The 25,747-nt window shown below is 68.3% G+C and carries 21 protein-coding genes and 1 pseudogene; 8 read left to right on the forward strand and 14 right to left on the reverse strand.

Translation table 11 applies throughout. The features are described 5' to 3' along the window. The 4 genes from H565_RS16700 to H565_RS0108000 all read right to left on the reverse strand — a co-directional run. A partial coding sequence (locus H565_RS16700) for an IS630 family transposase (protein WP_211232125.1) occupies positions 1 to 480 on the reverse strand: 480 nt, incomplete at its 3' end. A 41-nt stretch (positions 481 to 521) separates the two neighbouring features. Beyond that, positions 522 to 2,336, reverse strand: a complete 1,815-nt coding sequence (locus H565_RS14755) for a phosphodiester glycosidase family protein (protein ID WP_245576194.1) — start codon at positions 2,334 to 2,336, stop codon at positions 522 to 524. Positions 2,337 to 2,416: 80 nt separating this feature from the next. Beyond that, positions 2,417 to 4,081, reverse strand: coding sequence for a fasciclin domain-containing protein (locus H565_RS0107995; protein WP_027460582.1), 1,665 nt, complete (start codon positions 4,079 to 4,081; stop codon positions 2,417 to 2,419). A 158-nt stretch (positions 4,082 to 4,239) separates the two neighbouring features. Beyond that, on the reverse strand, positions 4,240 to 7,344 hold the full coding sequence (locus H565_RS0108000) for a DNA translocase FtsK (protein WP_027460583.1): 3,105 nt from the start codon (positions 7,342 to 7,344) through the stop codon (positions 4,240 to 4,242). A 115-nt stretch (positions 7,345 to 7,459) separates the two neighbouring features. Between H565_RS0108000 and H565_RS0108005 the strand changes: the two genes are divergently transcribed. From H565_RS0108005 to H565_RS14765, 5 genes are all read left to right on the forward strand, one after another. After that, entirely contained in the window at positions 7,460 to 7,879 is a 420-nt protein-coding gene (locus tag H565_RS0108005; protein WP_027460584.1) for a M67 family metallopeptidase, read from the forward strand. 103 nt (positions 7,880 to 7,982) lie between these two features. Then, complete coding sequence (locus tag H565_RS14760; protein ID WP_051363488.1) at positions 7,983 to 8,522, forward strand: LuxR C-terminal-related transcriptional regulator; 540 nt, start codon at positions 7,983 to 7,985, stop codon at positions 8,520 to 8,522. A 181-nt stretch (positions 8,523 to 8,703) separates the two neighbouring features. Next, positions 8,704 to 9,828, forward strand: coding sequence for a thioredoxin domain-containing protein (locus tag H565_RS16360; protein ID WP_157468925.1), 1,125 nt, complete (start codon positions 8,704 to 8,706; stop codon positions 9,826 to 9,828). Positions 9,829 to 10,450: 622 nt separating this feature from the next. Further along, positions 10,451 to 12,451 carry a hypothetical protein gene (locus tag H565_RS0108015; RefSeq protein ID WP_157468926.1) on the forward strand — a complete coding sequence of 667 codons (2,001 nt, stop codon included), beginning with the start codon at positions 10,451 to 10,453 and terminating at the stop codon, positions 12,449 to 12,451. Continuing rightward, positions 12,451 to 13,143 carry an ABC transporter ATP-binding protein gene (locus tag H565_RS14765; RefSeq protein WP_051363489.1) on the forward strand — a complete coding sequence of 231 codons (693 nt, stop codon included), beginning with the start codon at positions 12,451 to 12,453 and terminating at the stop codon, positions 13,141 to 13,143. Before H565_RS0108015 ends, H565_RS14765 begins: the two co-directional genes overlap by 1 nt. A gap of 4 nt (positions 13,144 to 13,147) precedes the next feature. Here the strand turns inward: H565_RS14765 and H565_RS0108025 are convergent, their stop codons facing one another. Both H565_RS0108025 and pulA read right to left on the reverse strand, forming a co-directional pair. Further along, positions 13,148 to 14,083: a nucleoside hydrolase gene (locus tag H565_RS0108025; protein ID WP_027460586.1), complete on the reverse strand. Its 936-nt coding sequence runs from the start codon at positions 14,081 to 14,083 to the stop codon at positions 13,148 to 13,150. A gap of 119 nt (positions 14,084 to 14,202) precedes the next feature. Then, positions 14,203 to 17,559, reverse strand: coding sequence for a pullulanase-type alpha-1,6-glucosidase (pulA, locus tag H565_RS0108030; RefSeq protein ID WP_027460587.1), 3,357 nt, complete (start codon positions 17,557 to 17,559; stop codon positions 14,203 to 14,205). 81 nt (positions 17,560 to 17,640) lie between these two features. Here pulA and H565_RS0108035 point away from each other — a divergent pair, with 81 nt between their 5' ends. Continuing rightward, a complete protein-coding gene (locus H565_RS0108035; RefSeq protein WP_027460588.1) occupies positions 17,641 to 17,895 on the forward strand; it encodes a hypothetical protein in 255 nt (84 codons plus the stop codon). A gap of 84 nt (positions 17,896 to 17,979) precedes the next feature. Here the strand turns inward: H565_RS0108035 and H565_RS0108040 are convergent, their stop codons facing one another. Then, entirely contained in the window at positions 17,980 to 18,312 is a 333-nt protein-coding gene (locus tag H565_RS0108040) for an FKBP-type peptidyl-prolyl cis-trans isomerase (RefSeq protein WP_027460589.1), read from the reverse strand. An 89-nt stretch (positions 18,313 to 18,401) separates the two neighbouring features. Here H565_RS0108040 and lepB point away from each other — a divergent pair, with 89 nt between their 5' ends. Beyond that, on the forward strand, positions 18,402 to 19,022 hold the full coding sequence (gene lepB / locus H565_RS0108045; RefSeq protein WP_027460590.1) for a signal peptidase I: 621 nt from the start codon (positions 18,402 to 18,404) through the stop codon (positions 19,020 to 19,022). 1 nt (position 19,023) lies between these two features. Here the strand turns inward: lepB and H565_RS0108050 are convergent, their stop codons facing one another. The 5 genes from H565_RS0108050 to H565_RS0108070 form a co-directional block, all read right to left on the reverse strand. Beyond that, positions 19,024 to 19,578 (reverse strand): DUF1684 domain-containing protein, encoded by a 555-nt coding sequence (locus H565_RS0108050; RefSeq protein WP_027460591.1) that lies wholly within the window; start codon positions 19,576 to 19,578, stop codon positions 19,024 to 19,026. Next, a complete protein-coding gene (locus tag H565_RS0108055) occupies positions 19,575 to 19,778 on the reverse strand; it encodes an RNA-binding S4 domain-containing protein (RefSeq protein WP_027460592.1) in 204 nt (67 codons plus the stop codon). Before H565_RS0108055 ends, H565_RS0108050 begins: the two co-directional genes overlap by 4 nt. A 65-nt stretch (positions 19,779 to 19,843) precedes the next feature. Then, complete coding sequence (locus tag H565_RS0108060) at positions 19,844 to 20,362, reverse strand: hypothetical protein (protein WP_027460593.1); 519 nt, start codon at positions 20,360 to 20,362, stop codon at positions 19,844 to 19,846. After that, on the reverse strand, positions 20,362 to 20,970 hold the full coding sequence (locus H565_RS0108065) for a hypothetical protein (protein ID WP_027460594.1): 609 nt from the start codon (positions 20,968 to 20,970) through the stop codon (positions 20,362 to 20,364). The genes H565_RS0108060 and H565_RS0108065 overlap by 1 nt, the downstream gene beginning before the upstream one ends. Then, entirely contained in the window at positions 20,967 to 21,809 is an 843-nt protein-coding gene (locus H565_RS0108070; protein ID WP_027460595.1) for an Ig domain-containing protein, read from the reverse strand. Before H565_RS0108070 ends, H565_RS0108065 begins: the two co-directional genes overlap by 4 nt. An 80-nt stretch (positions 21,810 to 21,889) precedes the next feature. Here H565_RS0108070 and H565_RS0108075 point away from each other — a divergent pair, with 80 nt between their 5' ends. Continuing rightward, the gene (locus H565_RS0108075) at positions 21,890 to 24,811 is read left to right on the forward strand and encodes an insulinase family protein (protein WP_027460596.1); all 2,922 of its coding nucleotides are present in this window, start codon (positions 21,890 to 21,892) and stop codon (positions 24,809 to 24,811) included. Positions 24,812 to 24,919: 108 nt separating this feature from the next. Here H565_RS0108075 and H565_RS0108080 read toward each other — a convergent pair whose 3' ends face one another. Beyond that, the gene (locus H565_RS0108080; protein ID WP_027460597.1) at positions 24,920 to 25,360 is read right to left on the reverse strand and encodes a 23S rRNA (pseudouridine(1915)-N(3))-methyltransferase RlmH; all 441 of its coding nucleotides are present in this window, start codon (positions 25,358 to 25,360) and stop codon (positions 24,920 to 24,922) included. 46 nt (positions 25,361 to 25,406) lie between these two features. Further along, positions 25,407 to 25,747 (reverse strand): annotated as a pseudogene (locus H565_RS14770) (IS4 family transposase); the annotation flags it as partial.

Here is a 25,747-nt window from a genome sequence, read left to right on the forward strand (position 1 = left end):
ACCTTTTTTTTCCAACCTGGGGAGCGTCTGCTCGACCCAGGTCTGGATGGCTTGTTCATCCCGCTCCACAGCACGCTGTTCTGGTTTTTGAGGGCTGAACCCGAGCTGGTGAAGCAACTTCCTGACGTGATCGGCGTGGTACCACACGTCGAAGCACGCTCCGATCACCTCCCGCACGCGGGAGGTTGTCCAGCGCGCATCGGGGTAGCCTGCCGCCAGCGGTCCTGCACGCAGCAGCTCCCCCAGTTGAGTGCGCTGTTCGGGACTCAGACGTGGTGGAGGCCCAGAGGCGCGGGTAGCCTGGAGGCTGCCTCGCTCCCGGAGACGCTGTTTCCAGGTGCGGACCGTACTCTCGGAAACGCCGAGCGTTTCCGCAATGGCCTTGGAACTGACCTCGCCTGTGGCGAGGAGTTGCTGGGCATACAGCCGCCGTTCTTCCAGTTGGTCACGGGTCAGTTTCGAGGGTCGCCAGACGCGCAGCACCTCCTGAGTCTACCGCTCGTCCCTAACTCATGCCGGAATCAATAGTTCCGCGCCCCGGTCACCTTGGGCACGAACACGATAGCGTTGGGGACCGGGCGGCTCCAGACCGTGTTGAGGTAGCCCCCCAGCCCCCCGTAGCCCCCTCCCTTGACATAAGCGGTTGCGCTTGACCCGCTGTCCAGCCGCACGGCGTCGCGCACCCCCGCCCCCGCCAGAGCCGCCGCGAACGCTTCGGGCGTGCCGTGTTCCAGATAGGCGACGGTGGGCTGGCCCTCCAGCACTCCAAAGGCAACCTGCCGGGTGGCCCGCCAGATGCTCGCGCCCGTGTCAAAGGCCTCGCGCTGCGGGTCGAGGACCACTCGGCCTTCTCGCACCAGCAGCGGCCCGGCGGCCAGGGCGTCCTGCACCCGTTCCCAGGGGGCGTCGGTGGCCTGCCAGTTGACCGAGACGGAGAGGCGCGCGCCGAGCGTGCGCGGCAGGGCGGGAAAGCGGGCCGGGTCGAAGGTGAGCGCCAGCACTCCCCGCGGCGGTACGGCGGCCCCGGAGACGACCCGGCTGACCCGGCCCTCCTCGGTCCAGAGGGTGCTCAGGCCCTCGGCCCCCACCCGCGTCGCGCCGTCGCCCAGAAAGGCCGTCAGCAGCGTGGGCCGCACCTTCGCGCCCACCGCATTCACGGTGAGGCTCCCGAAGTCGCCGCTGACGACGTAACGGGGCCGGGGATATCCGAAGAGGGGCGTGCCCTGCGCGGTAAAGCCCACCGCCGCCCGCTTTTCCAGGCTGCCCGCCGTCAGCAGGCCCCCCACCGCCACCAGGTCCACCGGAAGGCTGCTCGCGGGGTCGAAGTACCCGCCGTTCACGCCCGCTACGCCCCCCGCCGCGGTCACGAGCGCGGCCACGTCCTGCGCGGTCCCCAGCGGGGCCGTCACCACCCTGGGCTGAAAGCGGGCCGGGTCAAAGCTCAGCAGGTGCAGCCCGCCCGCCCGCGTCCGGTAGGTCACGCCCTGCGGCAGCGCCTCCGGATTCACGGGCGGCGGTACGCGGGGGTCGAGGTGGGTGGTTGTGTCGATGACCACCCGGTAGGGACTCTCCAGGGTAAAGAGTTCGCTGGTGCCCCGGCCCGTTCGCAGGTGCACCCGCACGCCGTCTTCTCCCGGCTCTATTCGCAGCAAGTCGCCGCTCGGCAGCTCGGTCTGAGACGGCGTAGCGGTCACGCGGGGCAGCACCACGGTCAGGCCATCTGCCCCGCGCACCACGCTGTGCGGGGCCACCCCGCTGAGTTCGAGGACGACCCGCTGCACCTCCACCGTGCGGTAGAGCGAGCGCCCCACCCGCACGGTGTCGAGGTTCGCGAGCGGGGGCAGGGTGGGCGGAGCCGGGACCGTCTCGGCGGGCGGGGGCAAGTCGGGGGAGGGGGGCAGTGTCTCCTGGGGCATGCTGGCGGGGGCCGCAAAGCCCAACAGCGCCGGGCTGTCCGCCGTGATGGGCACTCCCAGCAGCCGCAGGGCCGCGAGCGGGACGTACAGGCTGGGGCCGAGGCTCCCCGGCGCGGCGAGGGCTGTTCCCCCCGGCAGCGTGAAGCCTGCCGCCCGCCAGCCCACTCCCGGCGCGTACCGCAGCTCGCGCCCGCCGTAGCTCAGGCGCAGGTCCTGCGGGTCATTGCGGACGGCCACCCCCAGCCGGGGGAGCGTCCAGACCGCGAGCGCCTCGCTGCCCCCCGGCAGGGTCCGTGTCTCCACCGCCGCCGCCTGCACCTTGCCCCCCACCGCCACCGGGCGGGCCTGCGCCGCGCCCACGCCCAGCAGGGCAAGCAGGACCAAGGCCCCCGTTCCCGTCTTCCCACGCTGCCTCGTCACGGGCGCGAGTGTAGCGTGCCCGCCCTGCCCGCTGTCCATGCAAAACCGCCCGCACGGGGCGGGCGGCGGGGTTGGTGGGATTACTGCCCGGCGGGAATGAGCACGGTGTCGATGATGTAGATGGTGCCGTTCGAGGTGGCGATGCCCGCCCCCTGGATGGCCGCGTTGCCCACGCGGGTGACGTTGCCCTGACGGGTCAGCGGGAGCTGCACGTTGCCCAGGTTGGTGAGGTTGGGGCTGCCCGCCAGCGCGGTGGCCGTCACGCGGCCACGAATGACGTGGTTGAGCAGCACCTGCCGCAACCGGGCCGGGTCGCTGCGCAGCGCCGTCAGGGTGGCGGCGGGCACCGCGTTAAAGGCGTCGTTGGTGGGCGCAAAGAGGGTGTATTCGCCGCTGGAAAGCGTCTCGGTGAGGCCCGCAATCCGAATCAGCTCCGCGAGGATGCTGAAACGGGCGTCCGTCGTGACAAAGGCCGCGAGGCTCCCCGCCGCCGGGGTCGTGGTCGCCGTGGCGGTGGTGGTCGTCGTGGTCGTGGTCGTCGTGCTGGTGGTCGCCTCGGCGGTGGCAGGGGCTTCCTCGACCATCTCGGCGGCGGGAATGGTCAGGCCGGGGGGCAGCAGCACCTGGTCAATCACGAAGATGGTGCCGTTGCTGGCCGTGCTCAGCGTCTCGGAGACGGTCGCTTCTCCAACCATCTGCATGGTTCCGTCGCGGCTCAGCGTGAGGGACGCACCCTGAGCCGAGTTCAGGGACGTGCCGCTCGCGAGCTGCTCGGCAGTCAGGCGCCCCTGCACCACGTGGTAGAGCAGCACCTGCCGCAGCACTTCGGGGTTGGCGGCGAGGCTGGCAAGCGTCTCGTCATCGAGGGCCGCGAACGCCTCGTTGGTGGGGGCGAAGATGGTGTACTCGCCCGTCGTCAGCGTCTCGGTCAGACCCGCGTCGCTCAGCAGGTCGCGCAGGGTGCTGAAGCGGTCGTCCTCGACAATCACGTCATACAGGGTGTTCGTGGCGACCGTGGTCTCCATCTCGGTCGTCTCGGTGCTCGTCGTGGTTTCGGTGGAGGTGGTCGTCGTGGTCGTCGTCGTGCTTGTCGTGGTCCGCCCGGTCAGCGGCACGGCGGGGATGTTGCGGATGTCAAAGGCAGCAGGGGCTGTCACCGCCGGGGTGCTCGTCACGGGCGCGGCGGGGGCGGGCGTACTCACCACCGGGGCGGGAGCTGGAGCGGGCATGGCCGCCGACGGCGCAGCGGGCGGGACCAGCACGGTGTCAATGACGTGAATCACGCCGTTGCAAGCCGCCACGTCCGCACGGGTCACGGCGGCGTTGTTGATCATCACGCGGTTATTCATCACCCGCACGTTCACGGTGGCCCCCTGAGCGGTGCGGGCGCTGCGCAGGCTGCGAACCTGCGCCGAGCTGACCTTGCCGGGCACAACGTGATAGAGCAGCACGCTGCGCAGCATCTCCTCGTCGTTAAGAATCATGGCGAGCTGGTCGCTGGGGAGCTTGGCAAAAGCTGCGTTGGTGGGCGCAAAGACCGTGAACTGGCCGCTCGCGAGCGTCTGCGTCAGCCCGGCGGCCTCGACTGCCGTCAGCAGGGTGCTGAACTGCGCGTCGCTGGAGACGATTTGCGCGATGGTGCGGCAGGTCGCGGGGTTCTGGGCGGCGGGCGCCCCCGCCCCGCCCGCCAGCGCGGGGGTGGCGAGCATCAGGCTGAGTGTGAGCAGGCTGGTCTGCTTTTTCATGACATCACCTCGGAAATAGGGTTTGGAAAGGCTGGTCCGCTCTTCAATGTTCTACACGCCGCCCCGAAACGCAACCTTGGTAACCTTTCCCCCATATCTTCTAAAAGAAAGGGCGACCAAGGTTGGTCGACTTCTCATGAAAGTTTCAGAGTTGCCGCTCAGCGCCCAAAGTAGTCCGGAAGGTCGGCCTCGGTGATGAGGACGTCGCGGGGCTTGCTGCCCTGATGTTTGGAGACGATGCCCATCGCTTCGAGCATGTCCATCAGCTTGCCCGCGCGGGCGTGGCCCACCGACAGCCGGCGCTGAAGCCGCGAGACGCTGCCCTGTCCCTCCTCGATGCAAATCAGGGCGGCCTGCCGCAACAGCGGGTCGGAAAAGTCCATGGTGGCCTTATCCGGGCCGGGACCGCTCGCCTCCGGTGCCCCGTCAAAGTCTGGGCCGTAGGCCTCGGCAAAGGCGTCATCAAAGACCTGCCGCCGCAGCTCATCGGCGATGCGGGCCGACTCAACTTCCGAGATATACGGCCCCTGCAAGCGCACGGGTTTGATCAGGCCCGGCTGGTAGAACAGCATGTCGCCCATCCCGGTGAGGCGCTCGGCCCCCACACTGTCCAGAATGGTGCGCGAGTCGTGGCTGCTGCTCACGGCAAAGGCGATGCGGGCGGGCACGTTCACCTTAATCAGGCTGGTCAGGATATCCACGCTGGGGCGCTGGGTGGCGAGGACGAGGTGCATCCCGGTGGCGCGGGCCATCTGCGCCAGGCGCATGATGGCGGACTCGACCTCCTTGGGCGAGGTAATCATCAGGTCGGCCAGCTCGTCGATGATGATGACGAGGTGCGGCAACTCCGGCTCGCCGACCTGGCGCATCTTGGCGTTGTACTGTTCGAGGTTTTTCGCCCCGACCTGGCTCATCATCTTGTAGCGCCGCTCCATGTGCGCGACCGCGCCGAGCAGCACGCCCGCCGCATCCATCGGGTTGGTCACCACCGGTCGAACGAGGTGGGGAATCCCGTCGTAAGGGGTCAGCTCGACCATCTTGGGGTCGACCATCAGAAAGCGCAGCTCGGTGGGCAGGTAGCGGTAGAGCAAGCTGGTGATGAGGGTATTCACGCACACCGACTTGCCTGACCCCGTTGACCCCGCAATCAAGAGGTGCGGCATCTTGGCGAGGTCGCCGACCATCAGCTCGCCGTCGATGCTCTTGCCCAGGATGACAGGCAGCTTGGCCCGCGTCTGCCGGAAGCTGGGGGCCGCCGCCGCTTGGTGAAAGGTGACAGGTTCGCGCTCCAGGTTGGGCACCTCCAGCCCGATCACGCTCTTGCCGGGGACCGGGGCTTCGACCCGCACCCCACCGACCGCCAGGGCGCGGGCGAGGTCATTGGCGAGAGAAGCGATGCGGCTGATTTTCTCGCCGGGGGCAGGTTCAATCTCGTAGCGGGTGACGGTTGGCCCCCGCGCGAAATCCACCACCCGCGCCTGGAGGCCAAAGTGCCGCAGCGTCTGGTCAATCACGGCGGCCCGCTGCTGCGCGCCGACCTGCAACGCCGCCGGGTTGACCGTCCCCACCGGAATGGGGTCGAGCAGGTCATAGCTCGGCAGCGCGAGGTCCGTCGCGCCCTTCGCCGGGACGGGGCGGCGGCGCTCTGGCTCGGCGCTCTCCCAGGGGGCGGCGGGCGTGGCTTCTGGCTGGGGTGGCGGGGCTGGGCGGAGAGGCGCGGCCCGCACCCCACCCCCACCCCCATCGGTCCCGGTGCCCAGCAGCACGGCGGGTGCTGCCTCCAGCGCCTTGGTCACGCTGGGGGAGAGGAGTGGCACGGGAGCCTCTGCCGACTCCCGGCCCTTTTCTTCTGGCTCAGCTTCTGGGCGGGTGAAGTCAAAGTCGAGGGTGGGAGTGGGGGCCAGGGCCGCTTCCGGGTCCGGGCGGGTGGGGGCCAGCGCGGTGGCCGGGACTGCGCCGACCGCCATCGCCGCCGCCCGTTCGAGGGCCTGTTGCTGCGCTCGCTCTAGCCGGGAGCGCCAGCCTGCCTGGTCCGCCAGGGTGCCGTCCGGGTCGCTGGCAAGCGCCTCGGCGAGGGCCGCCGCGAGTTCGGTGGGGGCGCGGTCAAACGCCGCCGCGAGGTCCGGCCAACCGGGGTAGTGCCGCTCGCGGCCCCGCCAGGTGGTGAAGTCTTCGGCCAGCTCGCGCCAGGCTTTCGCCCGCTCGCGGTGCGCGGCCTGCTCGCGGGCGAGCACCCCCGCGCCCGGTTTGGCGAGGGCCTTTTCGGCGGCCTGCCGCTCGCGCTCTAGCTTGCCAGCGCGGGCGGCAAGCCGTTGCAGGTCGGTCACCAGCCCGCGCCGCAGCCGCTCCAGCGCCCCGCTCGCCAGGGTGCCCGGCAGCTCCACGCACAGCTCGTGGCGTCCGGACCGGACCTCGTTCGCGGCGGCCTCGGCCTGCGCCCCGGCGTCGGGGGCCTCCGCCGCGACCTCGGCCCGCAGGTCGCGGGCAGCGTTGCCCACAAAGGTGGTGGTGACCTCGCGCCAGGCTTTCAGGTCGCCCGCCAGTCCCTTGAGACCTGCCTCGTCCTGGCGGCGCAGGTCACGGGCAGCGGCCCGAAGCTCTTCTTGCTGGTCGCGCAGAACCTGAGCCTGCGGGTAAAGTCGGCGCAGCGCTTCGAGTTCGCGGGCCTGCGCGGTGAGCGCTTGACGCAGCTCGCCGCGTGCCCGCGCCGCCTCGCGCCCGTCTTGCCGCGCCTCTATCAGCCCCTGCACCCTGGTGCTTGCCGCGCCCAGCACCACGCTGACCCCCCGGAAAAAGCCCTTGAGCAGCGTCAAAGGCGGCAGCCGCAGCATGACCTCGGCCCCCAGCGTGAGCAGCACCAGCGGCACCAGGGCAGCGGCGTAGCTCAGCGCCCCGATGAGGGAGGCCATGGCCCGCGCCGCTCCCGCTCCAGCAGCTCCCGGCACAAAGACCTCGTGCAGGGCGAGCAGGGCCGCCACCACGACCGCGCCGCCCAGCACCCGCCGGGTTAGGCCCCGCAGGTCGCGGCCCAGAAAGACGAGGACCCCGTAACACACGGGCACCAGCGGCAGCAGGGCCGCGCCCCAGCCGAGCCACCCCGTCAGCGCCCCGTGCGTCTGCGCCATGATGCCGCCGCCCGTGAAAAACTGCGGCAGCAGCAGGGTCACCCCCAAAAAGATCCCCAGTGCGAACAGCACCAGGCCCAGCGCCTCCCCGTCAAAGCGACTGGGGGGAGGAGCCGTTTTTGCACGAGCCTTCGCCATAGCCCGCAGTGTAGCCCACCCCCGGCCCACCGCCCCCCCGCGCCCAGCGCCGCTTTTTGCCCTGCTCCCCTATGACGGGGCCGTGAAGGGCTTTCTCCTGGGCGGGGCAGGGATAATGCCGGATGTGACCCTGATTTTGCCGCCCGCCCTCGCGGACGCGCTGTGGGCGCATGCCCGGCGCGAGGCCCCGCGCGAGTGTGTGGGGGCCATTGGCGGCCATGCACGGGGAGGAGCAGCTCACGCCGCCGCCCTCTATCCCCTCCCCAACATCGCGCCCGACCCAGAGCGCACCTACCTCGCCGACCCCGGCCATCTGCTGCGGGCGCTGCGGGCGATGCAGCTCGGCGGGCAGACGCTCGTTGCCCTCTATCACAGCCACCCGCGCGGCCCGGCCTGGCCCAGCGACGCGGATGCCCGGTTGGCCGCCTACCCGGTGCCCTATGTCATCGCGGACCTGCCCGCCCGCCTACTCAACGCCTACCGCCTGCCGGGGTGCGAGCGGGTGGCGCTGCGGGTGGGGGAGGCGGATGGCTGAGGCCCTTTTGCCCCAGCTTGGACGCGCGACGCCGGGATTTCGGCGGTTCCAGAGACGATTAACGATTAAACTGCCGAGGACACCGAGGTTGAGGAGACTGGAGATGATGGTTGGCAACGTGAAGGTCATTTGCGGAACCCCGGCATTGGCTGCGGAGATAGAAAGAGGGCTGACGCTCTCTGGCTTCACCAGTCCTCTGCGGTTGCACTTGCTGGTTGACGCCCCGTCTGGGTTCGCTTTTGCCCATCGGGGGAGCTTTGAGGAGCAACCCACGCTGGTGCTGACCGACAACCCGTGTCCGGAATACCTCCTCGACCTGCGCGATGCCGGACCAGTAGCCGTCCTGGCTGGAGGCCACAGTTTTGAGGAGGTGCAGCGTGGCTTAGAGCGTGCTGCTGCTGGCGAGCGGTTCTACCATGGTCCAGAGGTGAAGTCCTGCCTGAGCGGGGCGGAACGGCGGATTCTCAGGTACTTGGTGGCCGGGTACAGCGACAAAAGAATAGCCCGGCAACTGGGAAGGTCCGAGAAGACCATCGGCAATCAAGTTGCCAGCGTTCTGAAGAAGTTGCATATCAATGGCCGCTGCCAAGCGGTGGTTTATTACCTCTCGCTTCACCACTTAAGAGACCTATCGGTCGATTGACCCGCGAATGGGGAAAATCCCCTATGTCGCCTGAGCTGGTTGCCCCCTTGTAGGGGCTTGGACGTTTTCCTAAGCTAGGTAGGAAGCGAAGCGGTGGGAGAGATAGTGTAAAAACAGAATCCGAAGCGTGCGTTGGATTTATTATCTTCCCGGCCAAGGATAACGGATGACCAGGAAGTCTATGAAAGACCTTACGGCTTTCCAATCACCTTCTCGGCGCTGGCTGCCTCTAGTATTGACGCTCGGCACCCTGGGCGCTGGTGCTGGGGGATGGGTGCTTCGCCAAACAGAAAGAGGAGCGCAGGCCACAGGGACGCCCAATGACCACGTCGCTGTAGAACGGGCCATTGAAGGGTTGATCAAAGACTTCGAAAAATCCCGGACGTTATTTCCACTTGAACCTGGGAAAACTCTTCCTGCTCTTGACATCCCACCCGTTCCTGGGTATGAAAAGCCCCTCAAGAGCACGCTCACCCTGGTGACCTTTGGCAGTGAGTTTGCGCCGCAAGTGAAAGCCTTACATCGTCGGCTGGAAGATTCTATCCAGCTTGTGCACGTCATCTATCGTCCAGACGAGGACATTCTGTCTCCTCTGGACATGAATGCTGTCGATGAGTTTGACAAGCGAGTCATTCTTTTGGACGCTGCCTCCAATAAGACAGCGGCGATTCGAAAGATTTTGGAGAGTATAGGTATTCATAGGGCTGGCTACGCTTTTTTGATCGATGGCAACCGTAAAGTTCTTTATTCCGACAATACGATAGGCCTGGACACGGACAGGCTTTACAAAGTGGTTGCGAATACAAAACAGCCCGCATTGAAGAATTCTCCGAGGAGCTTTGAGAATCCGGTCAAGGTGGGCGAAAGGCTCAAGATACCGGGCGAATATCAGAAGCTGGCCCTTCCCTTGAAAAAAGAGTTGGAAAAGGAGACTGCTCTCGTCTTTTTCTCCAGCCCAAGCTGCTCCATTTGCGAACCCTGGGAATCCGCTGCCACGCAGTATGTCAAATCATGGAAAAAGGCGGGCTATGGCATTGTTTTTATCAAAGCAGACCAGAACACATTCAGGGTGAGTGTTGATGAAGGCGGCATTGTTTATGTCAGTGACCCTAAAACAGATACCCCGGAGCGCTCAGTTCTATTTAGGGGTTGGAATATAAGGACTTTTCCCTCTGCGTACATCCTTAAGAGAGGGCAGTTTCAAGGTGTTGTCCCCTTCTTGGCGCTCAAAGTTGATGGGAGGCAATATTTTGACCTACAGTATCGGGCTATAAATAAATTATTAGCCTCTTCAAAATATTGGTGACTCTGCGGGATTTGGCCCGTATGGTTGCAAAAGGAGGAGTCATGATGACGCTGGCGAGAAAGATGGTTGCCGTAGCTGCGCTTCTCGTTGCAGTCTCACCGTTAGCAAGCGCTGGATGCTCAGGTTACGTGGTTCAAACTGGTTGTGGGCGCTGTGGGTTCCTCTGGTTGGACAAGTATAGTTGGAAAAGGGTAACCTACTATACCAATAATCCGGATGGTACGTGTAATACTTCCTCGGCCACTCAAGCAAGCGACTGCGGCAGTTGCTAAATGCTTTCGAAGGAGGAGGCCAAGTCGACCTCTTGAGGAGGCACTTGGCCTCCTCGACTGCTTGTTGGGAGCCTCCTCTGAGGAAATGAACTACCACACCTCCCCCCTTTGCTCGCGAATGGTGAGTGGATGAACTTTTTCGAGACACATACAAAAAATCTCAGCTCGTGTCCCAATCTTGTCCTTGGAAAGGCCCTCTAGCTGTGAACCGCCTTTGTCAGCAAAGCGCTGAGTTGTGGGTCAGCAATGGACTGGTTGGGCTGTCTTTGCTGCTGGTGTTCCTGCTTTTGGGCGAGCCTTTGCGGGGGCAACGGGTCTTGGAGGCGCGGCCCGATTATCCACGGGGGGCAGTGGTTCTGAAACCGGAGGGCTTTCCGTCGGGGCAACAGGACGGCGCGGCGAAAGCGGCGCTGGCTCGGTTGGAAAAAGCCGGAGCGCTGGGCTTTTGGGCCGCTCAGGAATCCAGAAGCGGTCAGCAGCCGCGCTTGCCCATCTCTGCCTCATTGGTCGGCTTGGGCGTGGTGCAGTTGTGGCGGGGACACCTTCCCACCGGTTCTCGTGAGGTCTTGAGTCTCGCCGCTGGGCCTTATCCGGTAGGCACGCGGCTCCAGGAAAGGGGCGGAGGGCTGCGTGTCACTGGAGAGGTGGCGATTCCCTGGATTGCCGCCGTGATGGGCGACACCACCGTTTTGGAAGTGCAGAATCTGAATACGTTGCGGCCCGACCAGATTCCCACCCTGGTGCTGGCCGCGTCCGCGGGCCGCGACGCCGAAAGATGGAAAAGCGCTGCTCAGCGTGCTTTCGGCTTGTCGTATGAGGCGACGCCGCTCTCGGCTTATCTGAGTCGGGCGACGCTTTATATGGAGCACGCCCGCGCCCACCTTCAGCGCAAGATGACCGTGCTGGCCCTCATGCTGCTTCTGATGGCGCTGCTGGCCCGCTTGCATCTGTCCTGGTACCGCCGCCGCGAACGCCTGCGCGTCGAGCGTATGCTGGGGCGCTCCGAACGGACCTTTTTGCTGGCATGGGTTCGCCTGAGCTTGTCGCGTTGGCTCTGGGGCGCAGGAGCGGCGGCGGCGCTGGCCCTGCTGCTGAGCCTCACGGGGAGGCTCAGCTTGCCGGGGAAACCTGCGCTGCTGCTTTGGCTGGCGGTCTGCGGGGCGGGCCTGGCGCTGACGGCGTGGCTGGGCCTGAGTTTGCGGCACGTGCCTTTGGGACGCCCTGGGCTGGAGCGGCGTTCGTCGTGGACGGCTTGGAGTTTGCCCGCGCTACTCACGGTGCTGCTGGTCGCGGGCATTCCCCTCCTGGGGGCAGATGCGGCGAGGCTGTGGCTCGAACAGGGTGCCGTGGTGCGCGGACTGGGGGCGAACACTCTGGTCGCCATGACGCTGCCTTCGGCCCGGCGCGTCCCAACGGTGACGAGCTGCCCCGCGCAGACGGCGTGCGTGCCGGTGGGATGGAGCCGCGTCGACCTCTGGCCGCCAGACCTCCGCCCGGACGAGCCTCGCTGGTCCAGCCTGGGCCGATTTAGGCCGCAGGACGCGCCCATTCTCCAGCTTCACCTGCGCGAGGGACGCTGGCCCCGTGACGGTCAGCGCGAGGCCGTGGTGAACCTCACGACGTTGCGTGAGCTGCAGCGAGGGGCACCGACGCTTGGCCTGGGGAGTACGCTGCTGCAAGGCTACCGAGTCGTAGGCGTGGCCGAAGTGCCGCCCCATAGCACGGCCAGTCTGTTTGCCGACATGCAGTTTTATGATGCGGGCCTCTTTCTGCCCTGGACTGCACCTGGATTAGAGACGCCCACCCTGACCACCGATGAGCTGTTTCTCTCGCCGCTGGGCACCAGTGCCCTGCTCCTCCGGGAGGTGCCGCCGGAGAAGCAGGCGAGCGTCCAAACCCACATCCGCGCTCAGCCGGGTGGCGAGGCCTTGGAGTTTTACCGTCCCGCGCAGTACGCGCTGGACCTGACGCGCAGCGTGCAGGGTTCCTTGCTCTGGTTGGCGGGACTGCTCGCCGGAGGACTCGCACTGGCGACCGCCACCTATCTGGCGGCTCTGCATCTGGTTCTCGCCCAGCGAGCACGGGAAATCAGCATCTGGCGGCTGCTGGGCCTGACCGTTGCCGGTGTCCGCCGCCGTCTGGGCCGCACGCTGCTGACGGTGCTGGGCAGCGCGGCCCTGACCGGCGTCGCGCTGGCCCTGCTGTGGAAAAACGCGACGCTGGGGTTGACGGCGCTCCTGAGCGCGGGCACGGCGGTGGTCCTGCTGGTCAGCGGCAGCCTCAGCCTGTGGGCGGTGACCCGTAGGCTCGGAGATGCGGCCATCGACCGCACCTACCGGGAGGCCTCGTGATGCTGGAGCTGCGTGACGCGCACTACGCCTATCAACTGGGCAGCCGACCACTGAACATTTTGCAAGGCTGCTCTTGGAGCTTTCTTCCGGGCAGCTTCACAGCGGTCCGGGCACCCTCTGGAGCGGGCAAAACGACGCTGCTCAACATCCTGGGGCTGATGGACCGACTGACCGCGGGGAGTTACCGAATCAACGGCGAAGAGGTCAGCTCACTTTCGGACGAGCGGCAAAGCCTAATTCGGGCTAGGAGCATCGGGTTTCTCTTCCAGAACTTTCGCCTGGTGCCAGACCTCGATGTCCGGGCCAACGTCGTCTTGGCCTTGGAGATTGCTGGTGTGCCTCAGCATGAAAGGAGGGCGCGGGCAGAAGCCGCGCTCGAGCAGGTCGGGTTACAAGACCGCTTGACTCACCTGCCCCCGGAGCTGTCGGGCGGGGAAGCCCAGCGGGTTGCCCTGGCCCGTGCCCTGGTCAAAACCCCGCAGGTGCTGCTGGCGGACGAACCCACCGGAAACCTGGACCCCGTTAACCGCGAGCGCATCCTGCACCTGGTGTCGGCCTACCATGCGGGCGGGGGAACGGTCGTGATGGTGACCCACGACGCTCAGGCGGCTGCGGCAGCCGAACAGGTGGTGGAGTTGCGGGATGGACGCCTGCGGGGTGCGGCCTCATCGCCAGGCTGCCTCCCTGGCTGAGCCTTCACCCCAGCCGTCCCACCCGCTCCAGCAGCAGCGCAAACAAGGCCCCGTCGTCCACCTCCACCGCCACCTCCACATTCGCGGGCTGTCCCGTCACCCCGTACACGTCGCACACTGTCCGCCCGAAGTTCAGGCCCTCGTGCGTCTCGACCTGCACGTTTATGGGTTGCGTCCGGCACAGCTCTGGGCGGATGGCGGCGGCGACCGCGAGCGGGTCGTGCAGCGCTCCACCGCTCAGGCCGTAGCGCTCGCGGTAGACCCCCGCGTAGAAGGTGAGCAGCTCGGCGCTGACCCGGCCCGCCCGGTTGCCCAGCCCGCGCAACCGCTCCACCCGCTCCGGCGTGGCGACCGCTTGCATGGTCACGTTCAGGCCGTACATCCGCACCCGCGCCCCGCTCGTCAGCACGATGTGCGCCGCGTGGGGGTCGGCGAGCGCGTTGAACTCGGCCGAAGGGGTGCGGTTGCCGCCGCCCGTGCTGCCGCCCATCCACACGACCTCGCGCACCTTGCCCGGCAGGTCGGGGGCCAGCCGGAAGGCGAGGGCCAGGTTCGTCAGCGGGCCGGTCGCGACCAGCGTGACCTCACCGGGCCGCTCCCGCACCGCCCGCACGAGGAAGTTCACGGCGTGCTCGGCTTCCGGCCCCCGCCGCGGCTCCGGCAGGTCGGCGGCGGGGAGGCCTGTCTCGCCGTGCACGCGCGCCGCCGTCACCGGGTCGCGCAACAGCGGGCGCTCGGCCCCCGCATACACGGGCACGTCGGCCCCCGCCAGCGCCAGCGTCACCCCGGCATTGCGGGTGGTCCGGTCCAGCCCCACGTTGCCGTGAACGGTGGTCAGCGCGAGCACATCCAGGTCTTCCGAGCTGGCGAACGCGAGCAGCCACGCGATGGCGTCGTCAAGGCCGGGGTCACCGTCAAGAATCACGGGGAGGGGGGGCATGGGGGGAAGGTAGCAGGTGAGGGCTATCAGCTCTCAGCTATCAGCCTTCAGCTCTCAGGGGAAAAGCCCCAGCGGGGGCTGAGGCTTTTGAGGCTGAGAGCTGAAGGGGGACGGCTCTCCTACTTCCCGACAAACACCGCCGTCGTCAGCGCGGGGACGTTCAGCGTGCCTCCCTGCGCCTTCGCCCCGCGCACCACCGGGTCGCTGGACCGGGCGAGAACCGGGTGCAGGTCAAGTTTGAGGTTCCGCAGGCTGGCGTGCGTGAAGTTCACGGCCTGCCCGCTGCCGTTAAAGACCACCACGATGTCCCGGTACGGCTGGCCCTGGCCGGGCTGCCCGCTGAGCTTCATCACGATGACACCGGGGGTCTGGTTCGGTCCGGTGTTCAGGAAGCTGAGGGCCTGGGACACCTGCGCCGCCGTCTCCAGCCGGAAGAGCTTGGAGCTGTTCCGAATCTGAAGCGTCTCGCGGAAGTGGTCGGTGGCCCGCCCCACGTCGGCGGGGGTAACCTTCAAGGACGCGTCACCCAGCAGGGTGCGGTACAGCGGCCAGTTGCCCTCGTTTTTCTCGGCGGGCGGGAGGCCCAGGCCAAAGCCGTTGTCCGCGCCCGTCCAGCGAATCGCGTTGAACCAGTCGCCGCTGTTGTAGGAGTCATTGTCGAAGCTCTTGGAGCGCAGCCGCTCCTCGCCCGCGTGGAAGAAGGGAATGCCCTGCCCCAGCCCCACCACGCTCACGGCGAGGTTGTTCATGCGGACGCGCTGGGCGGTCGTGGCCGTGCGGGGGGCCTTGAGGAGCACCGCGTCCCAGAGGGTCTGGTTGTCGTGTGCCGAGGCGTAGTTGATCGTCTCGCGGGGGCTGGCCGCATACCCGGCGGGAGCGCCGTTGTAGGAGAGGTCCTTGCCCGCGACCGCCACACCCGCCGCGTTGGTCAGGCGGTAGTCGCGCAGGTTCCCGGTCAGGCCAATCCGCACGAGGTCGGCCATAGCGAGTGCCCGCGCCCGGTCGGTGTTCTGCGGCAGGCCGTTGGGCAGGGTGAAGAGGCCCGTGGCAAAGCCCTGGTCCTGGAGGCCGCCAAAGGGGTTTCCGCCCCGCAGCGCGTCCCGAATGCGGTCGTTGAAGGTGCCGATGCCCTGGCCGTAGAGGTTGAGCTGAGAAGCGTTCACGCCCCGCTTGTTTTTCTCGACCTCCCCGAAGTCCCAGCCCTCGCCGTAGACGTAGATGTTCTTGCCGTCCACGCCGTCTTTTTGCAGGGTGAGGCTGTCGAGCGCCCGGCGCACATTCTGCATGTTGACGAGCATGTGGTGGCCCATCAGGTCGAAGCGGAAGCCGTCGACCTTGTATTGCCGCGCCCAGGTCAGCAGCGAGTCGATCATCAGCTTTTCCATCATCCGGTGCTCGGAGGCGGTGTTCGCGCAGCAGGTGCTCGTCTCGACCGCCCCGTCGAGGTTGAGGCGGTGGTAGTACCCCGGCACAATCTTGTCCAGCACGCTGCGCTCGGCTTGCCCAGAGGCGTTCGTGTGGTTGTACACCACGTCCTGCACGACCCGCAGCCCGGCTCCGTTCAGCGCCGCGACCATCGAGCGGTATTCCAGCGTGCGCTGCGCGGGGTTCACGGCGTAGCTGCCCTCCGGCACGGTGTAGTGATAGGGGTCGTAGCCCCAGTTGAAGCCGTCCTGGTCGCGGGTGGCTCCCACGCGCTTTTGCTGCTCGTCGCTGTTGGGCGGCAGCCCCGCGAGGTCGGCGGGACTGGGGGCTTTCCAGTTCGCCTTGTTCTCGTCAATCGTGGCGATGTCGAAGGTGGGCAGCAGGTGGACGGCCTTGAGGCCCGCGTCGGCCAGCGACCTCAGGTGCCGCATCCCCGCGCTCCCGCTTTGGGTAAAGGCGAGGTAGGTGCCGCGCTGCGGGGCCGGGACCGTCTGGTCCAGCGCACTGAAGTCGCGCACGTGCAGCTCGTACAGGCTGAGGTCAGAGACGCTCGCCAGCTCCGGCTTTTTGAGGGTGTCCCAGCCCCGCGGCTTGAGGGCCGGGTCATCCAGGTCCGCGAGGATGCCCCGCACTGAGTTCGTGCTCAGGGCCACCGCATAGGGGTCGGTGACGAGGTTGGTCTCGACCTTGCCCGTGCTCGGCGCGAACACGCGCACCTCGTAGCGGTAGCCCAGGCCCTTCCAGCTCGGCTCGCCCGTCACGCTCCAGACGCCCTTCGCGTCGCGGGTGAGGGCCACCGTGCGCTCATTGCTGCCGTCTGCGTTCGAGAGGCGCAGTTTTACGTCCTGTGCGGTGGGTGCCCACAGCCGCAGGGTGGGGCGGCCCCCCGCCCAGGTCACCCCCAGCGGCCCGTCATAGGCGTACAGGGCGTCCAGCGCGCGGGCGAGCTGCACGCCCGTCGCCCCCAGCAGGGTGCCGTCGGGCAGGGCGCTGCTCACGGCGAGCTGCCCGCGCAGCGCCGCGCCCAGGCGGGGGCGGTCTTCCTCGCGCACCCGCAGCAGGGCGTATCCGGCGAGGTGGGGCACCTGCGCCCGCAGCGCCGGGGTCAGGCCGCCCTCCACGGGCAGCAGGGTCAGCGTCTCACCGCCCTCCACGCCCGCCGGGGTGAGCTTGAGGGCGGCGGTGGGCGAGGTGTGCAGGGTCAGGAACGCGCCGGGCTGCACCAGGTCGGGCCTGACCGCCACGAGGTCTGCGCCCACCATGATGGCCTGCTGCTTTTGCAGGTCGCCCACCTGCCGCACGCTGGTGTCGGGCCGGGTGGTATAGACCTCATTCTTGCCGCTCACGACCCAGGCCTGATTCCCCGCCGTCCGCGCGAGGCTCTGGTCGGGGCCGGGGTCCTTTTCGTCGCCCTTGTGCACGATGAAGTTCAGCTTCTGCCAGCCGTCTTTCATGGGCACGTCCCAGTACACGCCGAAAGTGTTCGTGCCCGTCGGAGGCAGCGCCCGCGCCCACTCGGTCGGGGTCTTCACGTCGCCCCAGGTGTGCAGGCCCCAGCCTGCGTACTGGCCATCGGGGCGGAAGTAGTTCACGCGGGCGCTGCCGGCGGGAATGGGCGCTTCCGGCGCGAGGTAGGTCAGCTCCGCCTTGCCGCTCCGGACGAGCACCTCGCGCCCCTGGGAGAGGTCCGCGAACTGGTCGGGGCCGGGGTCCTTGGTGTCGCCCTTGTGCACGATAAAGCCGACCTTGCGGGCACCGGGCTTGAGGGGCACGTCCCAGTACAGGCCGCCCGCGTCCTGCCCGGTGGGGGCAAGGGGCTTACTCCACTCGACCTGAGCGGTGGTGTCCTCCCACACATGAAGGCCCCAGCCCGCATATTGGCCGTCGGGCCGGACGTAACGCACCCGCAGCACCTTCGCGGGAATGGGCTGGGCGGCAGGCTGAGCCGCTTGCGCGAGGAGGGGCAGGGGGGCGGGAGCGGGCGTCTGGGCCAGGGCCAGGGCCGGGGCAGCGGCGAGCGCCGCAGTCAGCAAGACAAGCAATCTGGACATGTGTAGAACGATTGTAGCCCCGTAAACCCCGCTTTACCCCCGGCACATGCGTCCGCCCCCGCCCCGGCCTAGCGTGCCCCTATGACCGGACATCGCAGCGACGAACAGACTGACCTCCCGCAGGAACAGCGCAGCACCGACTCCCAGAGCGCAACCCAATCCACCTATCCGACCTCGCAGCAGTCCGGGGTGGTGCAAGACAGCCCCGGCAACCCTGACCTCGGCTACGAGGGGACGGGCGGCCTCGACGAGCAGGGAAACATGAAGTTGGAAGACGGTGACCCCATCGGTCAGATGGGGAGCACGCTGGAAGAGAACGAAGACTCGACCCAGTAAGTAGCTTCCAGCGGCCAGCTCCCAGCCTCACAAGCTCTCGCTGAAGCTTTGTTCCTGCTGGCCGCTGGAAGCTGGCCGCTCTCTTCACCTCACGTCGACGAGTTCCACGTCAAAAATCAGTGTCGCGTGGGGCGGAATCACGCCGGGGACGCCCGCCGCCCCGTACGCGAGGTGGCTGGGGATGGTTAGCCGAGCTTTATCGCCCACCCGGAGCTGTGCGATGCCCTGGTCCCAGCCGGGGATGACGTAGCCCACGCCGAGCGGGAACTCGATAGGCTCGCCCCGGTCGCGGCTGGAGTCAAACTTCTGGCCGCTCTGCAGGGTGCCCGTGTAGTGGACCCGGACCATCTTGCCCGCCTGCGCCGGGGTGCCCCCACCCTCGTGGTACTTCTCGACAATGAGTTCCTGAGCGGTCATGCGCGCCAGAGTAACGGCCCCCCTCGCCCAATCGCGCAGAAGATAAAGGTGCCGTAAAGGAGGCAGCCGGGGAGCGCGAATGCTCTAGGATGCCGGACGTGACGCCGCCCGCCCCTTCCCCGCGAGCCTCTGGCGGGTGGCGCGAGGTCGGACGGGTCTGGATTCTGGGGGCGCTGCTTCCGGTGTGGCTGGCAACCACCTTCGGGGCGACCCTGGCGCGGGTGGACGGCCACTCGATGGAGCCGACCCTCCACAACCGCGACCTTCTGCTGCTCCTCAAGTACCCGCGCTGGATGCGGGCCTGGGGCTGGCCCACCCCCTACCCGCAGCGCGGCGACCTGCTCATCTTCAAGGCCCCCACTGACAGCCCCTACAGCTTTGCCACCCGCTTGGGCCTGCGCTACCGCCCCTACAACGTCAAGCGCGTCGTGGCCCTCCCCGGCGAGACGGTCGCCATTCGGGACGGGCAGGTCGTCGTGAATGGCCGCGTGCTCGCCGAAAGCTACGTCAATGATGGCGTCCTCAGCGACCAGCCGCCCCTGCGGGTGCCCCCCGGCAAGGTCTGGGTGCTGGGCGACAACCGCCTGATAGGGGAGAGCCTGGATTCCCGCGCTTACGGTCCGGTGGACCTGCGCGACGTGGCCGGACCCGCCAACCTGCGGCTGTGGCCGAAGCCGGGCTGGGTGGGGGGACCAGAGTCGGCCCCCTGAGTCAAGGCTGCTCGGTGGTCGGCAGCCGTTCTCCGGCCCGCACCGGTACGGGCAGCCAGTGCTCCCGCGGGGGCAGCGGGCAGGTCCAGCCGTCCCCGTACGCGCAGTAGGGGTGGTAGGCGAGGTTAAAGTCAAGGCTTACGCGCCATCCCTCCGGCGTGCGGGCGAGCGGCGCGTCGAGGTAGCGCCCGGCCCCGTAGGTTTCCCCCCCGCTGGTGCCGTCGCGAAAGGGCACAAAGACCCGCGCCGGGGCCTCGTCGCCGGGGGGCGCGAAGAGGGTGAGGCGGTGCGGGCCACTCGGCAGCGGCAGCGTGACCGTCCCGAAGCGGGACATCAGGCGGTCTTCGCCCGTGTTCGTCGCCAGGGTGACCTCGCCGCCGTCGCCTGGCTCGACAGGCAAGACAAAGGCCCAGGCGGGGTCGGGGTCGAAGTAGCTCAGGCCGTGAAAGTCGGCCAGCGCTTCCGCTCCAATCGGCCCCCGGCCCGCCGCAAAGTGGGCGTCCTTGCGGCGGCGGAAGTCGAGGAGGGCTTCCCGCCAGGCGGCCTCGCCCGTCACCACTCCACCCGCAGGCGCTCGCCCGCATACTCCACCACGTCGCCCCGCCGCAGCTTCCTGCGCCGCCGCGTCTCGATCTCCCCATTCACCCGCACCTCGCCCCCCTGTACCCGGAACTTGGCCTCGCCGCCCGTCTCGACCAAGCCGCGCCACTTCAGAAAGTCCTGAAGGTCGATGGTGTCCCGCGTCTCCCCCGTCATGGGGGCAGGGTAGCAGGGTGAGCCGTCAGCAAAAAAGCTGATGGCTAAAAGCTGACCGCTGCCGGCTAAAACCGATACTGCGCCGAGAACAGCCGCACGTCCGCGTCGTCAACCCGGCGGTCACCGTTGAGGTCGCCCGCCAGTGCGCCCGTCTTGCCGTAGTTGTTCATGAGGAGGGCAAGGTCGGTGAGGTCGATGGTGCCGTCGCCATTGAGGTCGGCCCCGCTGAGGCGCACGCGGGCGGCGGCGGGGGTCCATTCCCGCAGGCCGAGTTCGCGAGTCAGCTCAGCCCGCAGCGCTTCGGCGAGGGGCAGCGGCCCCTGCGGGTTGAACTCGATGCGGCGCTCGCCCCCCAGGGTCAGGGTGCGGGCGGCCACGTCGGGGTTGAAGGGCACCGTGCCCCCCAGCACGAGCAGCGGCCCGCCGCTCGTATCCAGGGTGACCGGGGTTTCCGGCGTGCTGATGGCCGCGAGTGCGGCCTCGACCGCACGGGTCAGCTCCGCGCCCTGGGGCCGCAGCTTCACGCTCGCCGCGCTCGCCATGCCCGCGAGCAGCGCGAGGGCCAGCGCCCCCACCCGCCGCATCACTGGCCCCCCCGCGCCGCTCGCAGCGCGTCCCGGAAGGCGGCGGGGTCAGTGGGAAAGGCATTGGGGTCGGCAGGAAGGGTGGCCGGAGGGGGGGTGCCCGCCGTTCCCGTGGTCGTGGTTCCGGTCGCCGCCGGAGCAGTGGGCGTCGTTGTCTCAGGCGTGGTTGCCGTGCTGCTCGTGGCAGCCGTCTCGGCCGCAGGACCGGGCCGGGTGACCTTCCCGTTGACGATGGGATAGAAGCCCTGCGAGAAGCCCACGAACGGGCTGTCCATCCGCCCCGCATACAGCAGGAAAAAGCCCTCCTGTCCGGCGCGGAGTTCCGGCACGCCCTCCAGCCCCGCGAGCACGTACAGCGCGGGCTGGCCCTCCCGCTGCGGCAGGGTCGCGGGGTCGCCCGCGACGACCTCGGACACGGTCAGGGGAGAAACCACCCAGGTCACGCCCTCCTCGGTGACGCGGGTGGGGGTCCCCAGCGTGGCCCGCACGATGACCGTTGCCTTGCGGGCCTGCTGGGTCAGGGGGAGGGTCGGTGCCGTGGTTGCCTCTGCCAGCAGCGGCGCGGCCCCCAGCGCCAGCGCCGCCAGCAGCGTCCGCGCCCGCTTCATTGCCCGCCCCCGCTGCCGGGGGTGGCCGGGGGAGTGGGAGTGGATGGCGCGGTGGGCGTGGTGGGGTTCGGTGGGGTCGCCGGGTTGGTGGCGGGCGGTGTGGACGGGGCTGGGGCCGGGGCGGGCAGCTTCTGCTCGGCGAGCAGTTTGCCGGCCCCATCCCGCGCCTCGAACGCGAAGCGGGCCGCGTCCAGCTTGACGACTTTCTGCGGTTTGAGGCCAATCAGCGCGACGCGGGTGCCGTTGGCGGGCACGCTCTTAAAGCCCAGGTCCACGGTCAGGGTGCGGCCTGCCACCTTCCAAAACAGCACCCCGGCGGCGTCGGCGGGCTGCACGCGGGTCACCGTCACCCCTTCGGGCAGCTCCCAGGTCACGCGGGCGGCGCGGACCGTGCGCGGGGCGGTGATGGTGAGGGGGATGCGCGTCTCGCCCCGCAGCTCGCCGTTGGGCAACTGGGGCTTCAGGGCCAGCGGGGGCAGCTCGTTCACATTGAGGGTGTACTCGCGCACCTTGCTGCTGAGGTTGGCGTCGGCGGTTTCCAGGGTGAAAGTGTACGCGCCCGTCTTGGTGGGGGTGCCCGTCAGCCGCATTCCGCTGAGGGTCACGCCGGGGGGCAGCGTGCCCGACGCGAGGCGCAGGGTGTATGGCCCCGCGCCGCCCGTTACGGTAAGGGGCGCGTCGTAGCGCTCGCCCGCGTAGGCCACGGGCAAGCTGGGCGTGGCAAAGGAGAGGGCGTCGCGCAGGCCCGTCGCGCCCGTCCCGGTGGGCAGCGTGTCGCCGCACGCGCCCAGCACCAGGGTGCCGAGCAGCAGCACGCTCGCGGAGGTGACTTGTCGCATGGGGGGAGTGTAGCGGGCCGGGATGAGGACGGTCGGGGTGGCGAGTCAGCTTTGGGGGAGGGCGGCGCTAGACTTCCCCCATGACCGTCACCCCCCGTCCTGCCCTGCCTGCCCCCGGCGACCGCCTGGGCCGCTATACCGTCGAGCGCGTCGAAAGCCTGCCAGAGATGGGGGGCACGCTGGTGCTGCTGCGCCACGAGCTGGGTGCCCGGCACGCCCACGTCGCCCGCGAGGACGACAACCTCGCCTTCGGGGTGACCTTTCCGACGGTGCCCCAGGACTCGACGGGGGTCGCGCACATCCTCGAACACGTCGTCCTCATGGGCAGCCAGAAGTACCCGGTCGCCGACCCCTTCTTCGCCATGTTGCCCCGGTCGCTGAACACCTTCATGAACGCGATGACCGCGAGCGACTGGACGACCTACCCCTTTTCCACCCGCAACGAGCGCGACTTTTACAACCTGCTGGGCGTGTACCTCGACGCAACCTTCTTTCCCCTCATGCGCTACGAGAGCTTCCGGCAAGACGGGCACCGCTTTGAGTTCGAGACGCCGGACGACCCCACGACCCCGCTGAAGCTTCAGGGCGTCGTCTACAACGAGATGAAGGGCGCGATGGCCTCGCCGGGCGCGGTGCTGTACCGGACGCTGGGGGCGGCCCTCTACCCCGATCTCACCTACGCGAACAACTCCGGCGGCTCGCCCGAACATATCCCGGACCTCACCTACGAGCAGTTGCGGGCCTTTCACGCGGCGCATTACCACCCCAGCAACGCTTTTTTCTACACCTACGGGACCCTCGACCTGCGGCGGGTATTGGACGAGATTGAAACGCAGGTGATGTCCCAGTTCAGCCCCCAGACGCTGGACGTCAGCATTCCCGACCAGCCGACCTTTAGTGCCCCGCGCCGCATCGAGGTGACCTACCCCGGCACCGATGTCGAGCGCGGCGGGCAGGTGCTCGTGGCCTGGAAGCTGGGGCACTCCACCGACCCCGACCTCAACCTGCGCTGGAGCGTGCTGAGTGACGTGCTGCTGGGAAACCCCGCCGCGCCCCTCACCCGGCCCCTGATTGAGTCGGGGCTGGGCAGCGCCCTGGCCGACCTCAGCGGCTACCGCGACTCTTACCGCGAGGGGGCCTTTGCCGCCGGACTCAAGGGCCTGAGCGCGGACCGAGCCGACGAGGTCGAGGCGCTCGTGCTGGAGACCCTGCGCGGGATTGCCGCCGCCGGGATTGACCCCCAGCTCATCGAGAGCAGCCTGCACCAGTTCGAGATTAGCCAGCGCGAGGTGTCCAACAGCGGTTTCCCCTACGCCCTCCAGGTGATGTTCCGCCTGCTGGGGCCGTGGCTCTACGGCGGCGACCCGGTGACCGGGCTGCGCTTGGACGCCCAGCTCTCGCGCCTGCGCGAGGACCTCTCCGCCGGGCGCGTCTTCGAGCCGATGATCGAGCGGGACTTGCTGGAAAATCCCCACCGCGTGACCCTGGTCTTGCGCCCCGACCCGGAGGAGATGGCCCGCAGCGAGGAGCGCGAGCGCGAACTCGTGGCGCGCCTGAGCCAAGACTTCACGGAGGAAGACCGCGCCCGCATCGTCGCCGAGAGCCTGCGCCTGAAGGCGCTGCAGGAGCAGCCCAGTGACCCCAGCGTGCTCCCCACCCTCACCCTGACGGACGTGCCCGCCACTGTGCTGCGGGTGCCCTATGACACCGAGCGGGTGAGGAGGGCGCTGGTGGGCCGGGTGCCACAGCCCACGGGCGGGCTGGTGTACCTCGACGTGCAGGTGCGGCTGCCGGAGGTGCCCGAAGACCTCCTGGGGACCCTCCCCCTCTATGCCTACGCGGTCACCCGCAGCGGGGCCGCCGGACAGGATTACCTCGCGCTGGCCCGCCGCATCGAGGCCGTGACGGGTGGCGTGAGCGCCAGCGTGGGCGTGGGCGGGCCGCCCGATGACCTGGGGGCGCTGCGGCTCTCGCTGACCCTCGGCGGCAAGGCCCTCTCGCGCAACGGGGCGGCGCTGGTGGAGGTGCTGCGCGACCTGCTGGCTGCGCCGGAGTTCACCCGCGAGCGCTTGGAACAGCTCCTCAAGCAGCGGCTGGCGGGCCTCAAGGCCAGCGTGGTGAACGCGGGGGCCGCTTACGCCGAGCGCCTCGCCGCGGCGCAGGTCAGCCCCGCTGCCCGCATCGAGGAGGAGTTCAGCGGTCTGACGGCCCTCGCCGCCCTCACGCGCATCGTGGAAGGCGGGGAAGCCGAGGTGGACGCCCTGCTCTCGCGCTTTGCCCGCCTGCGCGACCTCATCCGGCGGGGCGAGGCGCTGCTGTGCCTGACTGCCACCCCGGAGGACATGGCCCTCGACCTCAGTCCCCTCACGGACCTCTTCGGGGCGGGGGACCCGGTGGGACGTCCCCAGTTCGGCCCCCTCGCGGGTGGCCCGCAGGCGCGGCTCACCGACTCGCCCGTCGCCTTTAACGCGGTCGCGTGGCAGACCGTGCCCTATGCCCACCCGGACAGCCCCGCGCTGCTGGTGCTTTCGCGCCTGCTCAGGAGTGAGTACCTGCTGCCCGAACTGCGCGAGAAGGGCGGCGCGTATGGCGGAGCCGCCGGGTTTGATGCGAGGGCTGGCGTCTTCACCATGAGCAGCTACCGCGACCCCCACATCGCCCGCACCTACGGGGTGTTCCGGGGCGTGCCGGACTTCCTCGCGGGCGACCTCGGCGAGCGCGAGCTGACCGAAGCCATCTTGGGGGCCAGCAAGACCCTCGACCCCCTCACCAGCCCCGACACCGCCGGACGCCTGCGCTTTTTCGGCGACCAGGCCGGTTACACCCCGGAGGTGCAGGAGGCCTACAAGGCCCGCCTTCTTGCCGTCACCCTTGGCGACCTGCGCCGGGTAGCGGGCGAGTGGCTGACCCCAGAGCGGGCCGGATACGCCCTCGTCGCGGGCAAGGACCCCAACCCGGACACCGAGGAGCTGGGGCTGCGATTTGCGGTGCAGCACGTTTGAGCCTGTGGCTTGTGGCCTGTAGCGTGTGGAGAAAGAAGGAAGGGGGGAGGCGTCCCGGAACGTCTCCCCCCTTCCTCTACAAGCCACAAGCCACACGCGACAAGCCCCCTACCCCCGGTGATACGGCTCTCCCGCCGTGATGGTGGACGCCCGGTAGAGCGCCTCGACCATCACCAGCATGGCGAGGTCGTGGGGCAGCGTCAGCTCGCCGAGGCTCCACAGCCGCCGCGCCCCCGCCCGCAGCGTGTCGGTGTGGCCGTCTGGCCCGCCCACCGCAAAGGCGAGTTCGCCCGTGCCGCCCACCGCCTCGGCCTCCAGGAAGGTGGCCAGACCCTCGCTGCTGAACTGCCGCCCTCGTGGGTCGAGAAGCACCAGCGGGGCCTTGCCCGCTGCCCTGGCCACCGCCTCACTCTCGGCGGCCTGGGTTTTGCCCGTCACCCGCGTCACCCGCAGCCGGTGGTATCTGCCCAGCCGCCCGGCGTACTCGTCCCAGCCCGCTTTCGCGTAGGCGAGCTTCGGTTCTCCGACGGTGATGAGGTGCAGGCGCATGGGGAAAGGATAGGCGGGGGGGCTTGTGGCGTGTGGCCGGTACTCTCTAGGGGTCAAAAGTGGCGAGGAAGTCGGGAAACGCGTGTGCAAGCCCACGGTTGGGCTTGGTGAGCACGGCGCGAAGGGCATCCAGGCCACGTCTGAAGAGGCTTTTGGGCGGGTAGCCGTGTCGAAGGCAGCGTGACGGGTCACGCTGCTGCTCAAACTCTCCCACCAAACAGCACCATACGAAGGCCAGTGCGACCACGGCCAGGAGCGTGGAGACCCGACTGGGATCAGTCAGGTGCGTGCTTTCGAGAAAAAAGCCCCTGGATTTCAGCGCCTGATGCATGTTTTCTGCGGTCCAGCGCAGCGCGTAACGTTTCAGGGCTTTCTCGGCATGGCCCT

The sequence above is a fragment of the Deinococcus murrayi DSM 11303 genome (genome assembly GCF_000482805.1).
In the GTDB taxonomy this organism is placed as follows: Bacteria; Deinococcota; Deinococci; order Deinococcales; family Deinococcaceae; genus Deinococcus; species Deinococcus murrayi.

Bases quoted from the DNA above. Each gene is read 5' to 3' on its own strand.
- H565_RS0108075 (WP_027460596.1), top strand. From the start codon at position 21,890: ATGACCGTCACCCCCCGTCCTGCCCTGCCTGCCCCCGGCGACCGCCTG.
- H565_RS0108060 (WP_027460593.1), bottom strand. From the start codon at position 20,362: ATGCGGCGGGTGGGGGCGCTGGCCCTCGCGCTGCTCGCGGGCATGGCG.
- H565_RS0108035 (WP_027460588.1), top strand. From the start codon at position 17,641: ATGACCGGACATCGCAGCGACGAACAGACTGACCTCCCGCAGGAACAG.
- H565_RS0108025 (WP_027460586.1), bottom strand. From the start codon at position 14,083: ATGCCCCCCCTCCCCGTGATTCTTGACGGTGACCCCGGCCTTGACGAC.
- H565_RS16360 (WP_157468925.1), top strand. From the start codon at position 8,704: ATGAAAGACCTTACGGCTTTCCAATCACCTTCTCGGCGCTGGCTGCCT.
- H565_RS14765 (WP_051363489.1), top strand. From the start codon at position 12,451: ATGCTGGAGCTGCGTGACGCGCACTACGCCTATCAACTGGGCAGCCGA.
- H565_RS0108040 (WP_027460589.1), bottom strand. From the start codon at position 18,312: ATGACCGCTCAGGAACTCATTGTCGAGAAGTACCACGAGGGTGGGGGC.
- H565_RS0108005 (WP_027460584.1), top strand. From the start codon at position 7,460: ATGCCGGATGTGACCCTGATTTTGCCGCCCGCCCTCGCGGACGCGCTG.
- pulA (WP_027460587.1), bottom strand. From the start codon at position 17,559: ATGTCCAGATTGCTTGTCTTGCTGACTGCGGCGCTCGCCGCTGCCCCG.
- lepB (WP_027460590.1), top strand. From the start codon at position 18,402: ATGCCGGACGTGACGCCGCCCGCCCCTTCCCCGCGAGCCTCTGGCGGG.
- H565_RS14760 (WP_051363488.1), top strand. From the start codon at position 7,983: ATGATGGTTGGCAACGTGAAGGTCATTTGCGGAACCCCGGCATTGGCT.
- H565_RS0108070 (WP_027460595.1), bottom strand. From the start codon at position 21,809: ATGCGACAAGTCACCTCCGCGAGCGTGCTGCTGCTCGGCACCCTGGTG.
- H565_RS0108065 (WP_027460594.1), bottom strand. From the start codon at position 20,970: ATGAAGCGGGCGCGGACGCTGCTGGCGGCGCTGGCGCTGGGGGCCGCG.
- H565_RS0108055 (WP_027460592.1), bottom strand. From the start codon at position 19,778: ATGACGGGGGAGACGCGGGACACCATCGACCTTCAGGACTTTCTGAAG.
- H565_RS0107995 (WP_027460582.1), bottom strand. From the start codon at position 4,081: ATGAAAAAGCAGACCAGCCTGCTCACACTCAGCCTGATGCTCGCCACC.
- H565_RS0108080 (WP_027460597.1), bottom strand. From the start codon at position 25,360: ATGCGCCTGCACCTCATCACCGTCGGAGAACCGAAGCTCGCCTACGCG.
- H565_RS0108000 (WP_027460583.1), bottom strand. From the start codon at position 7,344: ATGGCGAAGGCTCGTGCAAAAACGGCTCCTCCCCCCAGTCGCTTTGAC.